This is a genomic window from Streptosporangium sp. NPDC006013 (assembly GCF_040614275.1).
GTDB lineage: Bacteria > Actinomycetota > Actinomycetes > Streptosporangiales > Streptosporangiaceae > Streptosporangium.
The window spans coordinates 1-5,800 of record NZ_JBEXUE010000569.1 but is presented as its reverse complement, the minus strand read 5'-3'; the positions used below and the strand labels follow the sequence as shown (position 1 = coordinate 5,800).

Here is a 5,800-nt window from a genome sequence, read left to right as displayed (position 1 = left end):
CGAAGTTGCGCCGGGGACCGCTGTCGGTGGTGGTCATCTTCATGTTGCGGGGGGTCGTCAGCTCTCCGAGGTGGCGTCCCCGGGTGTCGCGAAATCGGCCCGCTCGGCGGCGCAGCGCACCAGGGCGGGCAGCACCAGGCGCAGCGAGATGAAGGAGAGGTCTCCGACGACCAGGGTGGGCGCCTCGCCGACCATGTCCGGCGTCAGGTCCCTGACGTTGACCCGCTCCATGACCGTGACCCTGTCGTCGGTCCGCAGTGACCACGCGAGCTGGCCGTAGCCGACGTCGACGGCCAGCACGTGGGCCGCACCGCCGCGCAGCAGCACGTCTGTGAAGCCTCCGGTGGAGGCACCGGCATCCAGGCAGCGGCGCCCGGCGACCGTGAGGCCGAGGGGACCGAATGCCTCCAGCGCGCCGAGGAGCTTGTGCGCCCCTCGCGAGACGTAGTCCGGGCCCTCGGCCGCCTCCACCACCACGATGGCCGAGGCGGTGTCGACCTGGGTCGCCGCCTTGGCCGCCACCCGGCCGCCGACGCTGACCCTGCCGGCCTCGATGAGCTGGGCCGCCTGTTCCCTGGACCGCGCCAGCCTCCTGCGGACGAGTTCGCTGTCGAGGCGTGCCCGCCGGCTCACGGGTGCCGGTCCGGGACGTCGTTCACCGAGGCGAGCGTCTGCTCCAGTCCGGTGAGCACCTCCTCGAAGACGTCCGCGTGCGCGGAGACGGGCAGGGCGCCGAGCCGGGCGAGCCCGCCCAGCGCGGCGTCCGCCCGCTCGTCGCCCGTCTCCTCAAGCAGGTCCGTCATGCGCCCCCTCCGGATCCTCTCCTGGCCGCCTCGGCCGTCGTGGCCGTCTCGGCGCCCCTTGCCGCCGCACGGACGCGACGCTCACCGGCCCCGTGCCCGTGAATTCCCCGACCGTATCGGAACCCGCGTCCCCCGTCGCCCCGGCGGGCCTCCCCGGTTCCGTCGCCGCCCGCCTCCCTCCGCCCCGGCGTGGGTCAGGAGAGCGGGTTCTTCAAAGCTGGGTAAAGCGCGAACTAACGCGGGGGTCTCGCGCGTTGTCATCTCGTTAAGGTCGGCGGCCGCCCAAGCGCACCCTCCTCGGGGTTTCGTACGCCGCGGTGTACGCCTCTTTCCCGGCACACCCCCGCGCCGGATTGCATGCCGTACCCATGTGGAACGCTACCGTCCGTACCTGAAAGGGATTCAGGCCGGTCCGGAAGAGAAGGGAGCGCCACGCGATGGCGACCGTCGACGAGTGCCGGGCGGCACTGCGCAAACTCGGCGAGCAGTTCGACGAGGTTGACCAGGCAAGCCGCGCCAAGCACGTGGTCGAGCGCAGTATCAGCTGCCACATCAAGGATCTCGGCGTGACCTTTTATGGTCGCATCCACCACGGCGGCCTCGGCCCCTTCGAGGATCTGCCCTCGGACGACGACAGGGACGCCGAGGTGAAGCTGACCATCGGCAGCGATGATCTCGTCGCCCTGGTCAACGGGGAACTCGACATGGGACGGGCCGTGTTCGGCGGCCGGGTCAGGGTCGACGCCAGCTTCGGAGACCTTCTCCGCCTGCGCAAGCTTCTCTGAGGATCCCGCCCGAGGGCGGGATCACCTGAGGGGAGAGGCCGCCTGGACGAAGGTGGCCCTCTCAGCCGGCGGACGAGAGCGCGGAGTCGAGTGCCGCCTTCACCGCGTCCTCGTCCGCCCGGCCCTCCCCCGCGGCCTCCCAGGTCGCGGCTGAGGCGGCGCGGAGGCCGTCGAGCGGCTCACCTCCCCCCTCAAGGGTGAGGGCACCCCCCTCCCAGCGGGCCGTCCACCCGTCGCAGGTCCACCCGCCCCCGGCCCGCCGTACCTCGGGATAGGGCCGGTGCAGTGCGGACAGATCGCCGGCGACATAGGTCGGCCGGTGCCGGGGGGCGGCGGTCAGCACGTCGAGCGCGCTCGCCACCCCCGTCAGAACCAGCAGGCTGTCGACTCCGGCGTTGGTCGCCCCCTCGATGTCGGTGTCGAGCCGGTCGCCGACCACCAGGGGCCGCCGCGATCCGGTACGGAGCATCGACTCCCGGTGCAGGGGCGGCTCGGGCTTGCCCGCGACGATCGGCTCCACCCCGGTCGCCGTGGCGATGACCCTGACCATCGCGCCGTTGCCGGGAAACTCGCCTCTGCCGGTCGGCATCGTCGAGTCGGCGTTCGCGGCCACGAAGAGCGCCCCCTCCCGCACCGCGAGTGTCCCCTCGACCAGCAGGCCGTAGGAGAGGTCGGGGGCTATGCCCTGGACGACCGCGACCGGGCTGTCCAGGGCGGTGCTGACCGGGCGCAGACCATGGGCGCGCAACGCGGTGCGCAGTCCCATCCCGCCGACCACCAGCACCGCGGCACCCGGTTCGACCCGCTCGGCCACGAGCCGTGCGGCGGCCTGGGCGGAGGTGACGACGTCGTCGGGGGTCGCCGGAGCGCCCAGCGCGCTCAGGTGCTGGGCGATGGCGCCGGGGGTACGTGAGGCGTTGTTGGTGACATAGGCGAGGCGCACGCCACGCTCCGCCGCCCGGCGTAGCGCCTCGGGCGCCCCGGGTACGGCGTCGCGCCCGAGATACACCACCCCATCGAGATCAAGGAGGAGGGTGTCGTACAGGTCGATCAGCGCATTCGTGTCCACTGGCCTATTTCATCACCCACGTTCCATTGCTCGCACAGATCACATACGGATCACATCCGGCGGGCCCGTAACGTGGCGCGCACGCTTTTCAAAGCGGAGACGTAGTGCCGCTGGTCGGGCCGCATCGCGACGGCGATGGCCAGCGGCTCCTGGGCTCCCTCCATGTCCCCGGTCCGCCACAGGGCGAGCCCGAGACCGAAATACGCGTAGTCCTCGGCTGGATTCGCATCGATGATCCAACGAAAGCTGTCGACCGCGTCGGCGTACTGCCGGGAGTTGAACTGCGCCCGGGCGAGAGCCTCACGGATGCTCCGGGACTCCGGCTCCGCGTAGGCCGCCCGCTCCAGCAGCGCGGCAGCCGCCGCCGGGCTCCCCTCGGCCAGCAACCTCATCCCTCGTTGAAACCATTCGTAGACGTCCCCGACCGGAGCGCCCGTCTCGGGGTTGGGGGAATCAGACGGACCGCTACGTCCTTGGACCATTGTGTGAGGCCTCCTTCATCGACAGACGACAGATCTGGCCGACTCCCTGACGGGACCGGGCACCACCGCAGCCTTGAGACGGCGCCCGGCCGTTTCAGGCCTTTATGGCAGCATGCCCTCTATGGCGAATCCTGAACTGCCGGTGCCCGACGGGCTGGTGCTACGCCCGTTCCGCGGCGTACGGTTCACGGTCGACGATCTGGCCGGGGTCACCTCACCGCCTTACGATCTCATCGACGAGGCGGGCGTACGGGAGTTGCTCGACACCCACCCCAACAACGTGGTGCGTTTGATCCTTCCCGGCATCGACCAGCCCAGGTACGCCGAGGCGCGGGAGAGGCTTCAGGAGTGGCTCTCCTCCGGCGTGCTGGCCGCCGACGAGACACCCGCGATCTACGTCTACGAGCAGTCCGGGCCCGGGATCCTGCAGCGCGGACTCATCGGCGACGTGGGCCTGGCGGGGCCGGACCAGCACATCGTCCTGCCGCACGAGAACGTGATGCCCGGACCGGTCGCCAACCGGCTGGCGCTGATGCGCACCACGGAGGCCAACCTGGAGCCGATCTTCCTGCTCTACGACGGCGCGGGCGGCGCCGCCACCCGCCTCGTCGACCGGACCGCCACATCCCGGCCTCCGCTGGCGGAGGCGGTGACCGGCGACGGGGTCAGACACCGGCTGTGGGCCGTCACCGACACCGGTGAGCTCGCCTCCATCAACGCCGATCTCCGCCCTCGCCAGGCCCTGATCGCCGACGGACACCACCGCTACGCCACCTACCTCGAACTCCAGCGGGAACACCACGCCTCAAGGCCCGCGGAGCCCGGGCCCTGGGATTTCGGTCTCGCACTCCTGGTGGACTCCGGCGCCTACCCCCCGCATCTGAAGGCCATCCATCGGGTCATTCCCGAACTGCCGCTCGGGGAGGCGCTGGCCAAGGCCAGGGGCTCCTGGCAGGTACGGGAGCACGCGGGCCTGGCCGAGGGGCTGGCCGCGCTGGAGGAGAGCACCGGACCGGCCTACCTGTTGTCCGGCGGGGGCCCCACCTACCTGCTCACCGACCCCGACCCCGACCGGCTCGCGCACGCCATGCCGACCGACCGCTCGGCCGGATGGCGGGCGCTGAACACCTCCATCCTCGCGGAGTTCCTCCTGCCGAAGGTGTGGGGGATGCGGGACGACGAGCGTTCGGTGCGCGTCGTCCACCACGATCCGGAGGCCGCCACACAGCTCGCGCGGGCCTCCGGCGGGACGGCGGTGCTGCTGCGCCCGCTGGCGGTCGAGGACGTGCTCGCGATCGCGGCCCGGGGAGAACGGGTGCCCCGCAAGTCCACCTCCTTCGGCCCCAAGCCCCGCACCGGCCTGGTCCTGCGTCTGCTCAGCACTTCGGCCCAGAGCCCGCCCACGAGCGGTCTGGCCCCCCAGGAAGCCGGGGCTTTGAGCGACTCCGAGGCCTCTGGCTCCTGGAGGTCCGAACAGTGACCGGGATCACACGTTCACCCCGGAGACGACAGCTCAGCGGCCCTCACAAGCGGCACCGGGTCGCTTGCCTGCGACACCTTTCTTCGCGTACGGAAGCGAGCGACCAAGGACGACTCTCTACGATGTGAGCTGCACCGGAATGGCCGAATACCGTTCTGGGGACGCCGGTTCCAGTTATGAGGTGACCTGTGGACAACATCACCGCCCTCGGCGGAGACGTCTATGAGATCGACACGAGGATGGCCGGATACTCCAGTATCACGGCCGGATACCTGATTCTCGGAGATCGGCCCTGCCTGGTGGAGACGGGTACCTCCACCTCGGCTCCCGTGGTACGCGACGCCCTGACCTCGCTGGGCGTCGGCCCGGCGGATCTCGCCACGGTCGTTGTCACGCACATTCACCTGGACCACGCGGGCGGAGTCGGGGACATCGCCGGTTTCTACCCGGACGCGGAGATCGTGGTTCACGAGAAAGGCGCCCGGCATCTCGCCGACCCGTCCAGACTGATGGCCAGCGCGCGAATGGTCTGGGGCGACAAGCTGGACACCCTGTTCGGCGAACTCTCCCCCACCGAAGCCTCACGAATTCGCGCGCTAGGCGACACAGGCACCATCGACCTCGGCAACGGACGCACGCTGAGCAGCCACCACTCCCCGGGACACGCCAAACATCACGTGGGGCTCATCGACTCCGGCACCGGTGACCTCTACGTCGGCGACGCCGCCGGGGTCTACCTTCCGGAGACGGGCGACCTACGCCCCGCCACGCCCCCGCCGGACTTCGACCTGCGGACCGCGCTGGACTCGATCGCCCTGTTCAAGGCGCTGGGCCCGCAACGGCTGCTCTTCAGCCACTACGGGCCGGTCACGGACGTGGAAGAGATCCTGGGACGCTCCGCCGAGGAGTTGCGCGTCTGGGTCGACCTGACCCGTCAGGCCCGCGCGCAGGCCATGGACCTGGACCACGCGGTGGCCATGGTCAGGGAGCGGACCCGTGACCGCTATGCGGCGCTGAAGGCGGACGAGGCCACCGCCGAGCAGTTCGAACTGCTGAGCGGCGCCCCGTCCAACGTGGCTGGAATCCTGCACTGGCTGGACCGGACAGAGTCGTAAGGACGCGTCCCCTGGGCCCAGGACCGCACTGGAATCGCCATTTCGGGTGAACGGGCCGTTCGCCCG

The 5,800-nt window shown here is 70.5% G+C and carries 6 protein-coding genes and 1 pseudogene; 3 read left to right on the top strand and 4 right to left on the bottom strand.

Annotated elements, in window-relative coordinates:
* Positions 1 to 87: 87 nt before the first annotated feature.
* Both ABZ260_RS45155 and ABZ260_RS45150 read right to left on the bottom strand, forming a co-directional pair.
* Positions 88 to 633, bottom strand: a pseudogene (locus ABZ260_RS45155) (TlyA family RNA methyltransferase); the annotation flags it as partial.
* Entirely contained in the window at positions 630 to 803 is a 174-nt protein-coding gene (locus tag ABZ260_RS45150; RefSeq protein ID WP_350918720.1) for a hypothetical protein, read from the bottom strand. The pseudogene ABZ260_RS45155 and the gene ABZ260_RS45150, both read right to left, overlap by 4 nt.
* Positions 804 to 1,240: 437 nt before the next feature.
* On the opposite strand from ABZ260_RS45150, the gene ABZ260_RS45145 reads away from it, so the two are divergent.
* The gene (locus tag ABZ260_RS45145) at positions 1,241 to 1,588 is read left to right on the top strand and encodes an SCP2 sterol-binding domain-containing protein (RefSeq protein ID WP_355630438.1); all 348 of its coding nucleotides are present in this window, start codon (positions 1,241 to 1,243) and stop codon (positions 1,586 to 1,588) included.
* 61 nt (positions 1,589 to 1,649) lie between these two features.
* Here the strand turns inward: ABZ260_RS45145 and ABZ260_RS45140 are convergent, their stop codons facing one another.
* Together ABZ260_RS45140 and ABZ260_RS45135 are read right to left on the bottom strand one after the other, a co-directional pair.
* A complete protein-coding gene (locus tag ABZ260_RS45140) occupies positions 1,650 to 2,657 on the bottom strand; it encodes an HAD-IIA family hydrolase (protein WP_355630434.1) in 1,008 nt (335 codons plus the stop codon).
* Positions 2,658 to 2,707: 50 nt separating this feature from the next.
* Positions 2,708 to 3,139 carry a tetratricopeptide repeat protein gene (locus ABZ260_RS45135; protein WP_343968972.1) on the bottom strand — a complete coding sequence of 144 codons (432 nt, stop codon included), beginning with the start codon at positions 3,137 to 3,139 and terminating at the stop codon, positions 2,708 to 2,710.
* A gap of 121 nt (positions 3,140 to 3,260) precedes the next feature.
* Here ABZ260_RS45135 and ABZ260_RS45130 point away from each other — a divergent pair, with 121 nt between their 5' ends.
* Entirely contained in the window at positions 3,261 to 4,619 is a 1,359-nt protein-coding gene (locus ABZ260_RS45130; RefSeq protein WP_355630429.1) for a DUF1015 domain-containing protein, read from the top strand.
* Positions 4,620 to 4,807: 188 nt separating this feature from the next.
* Positions 4,808 to 5,734: an MBL fold metallo-hydrolase gene (locus ABZ260_RS45125; RefSeq protein WP_355630426.1), complete on the top strand. Its 927-nt coding sequence runs from the start codon at positions 4,808 to 4,810 to the stop codon at positions 5,732 to 5,734.
* Positions 5,735 to 5,800: the final 66 nt, after the last annotated feature.

What these genes read in the sequence shown, in the direction of transcription:
- ABZ260_RS45150 (WP_350918720.1), bottom strand. Translation starts at nt 803, where the DNA reads ATGACGGACCTGCTTGAGGAGACGGGCGACGAGCGGGCGGACGCCGCG.
- ABZ260_RS45130 (WP_355630429.1), top strand. Translation starts at nt 3,261, where the DNA reads ATGGCGAATCCTGAACTGCCGGTGCCCGACGGGCTGGTGCTACGCCCG.
- ABZ260_RS45145 (WP_355630438.1), top strand. Translation starts at nt 1,241, where the DNA reads ATGGCGACCGTCGACGAGTGCCGGGCGGCACTGCGCAAACTCGGCGAG.
- ABZ260_RS45135 (WP_343968972.1), bottom strand. Translation starts at nt 3,139, where the DNA reads ATGGTCCAAGGACGTAGCGGTCCGTCTGATTCCCCCAACCCCGAGACG.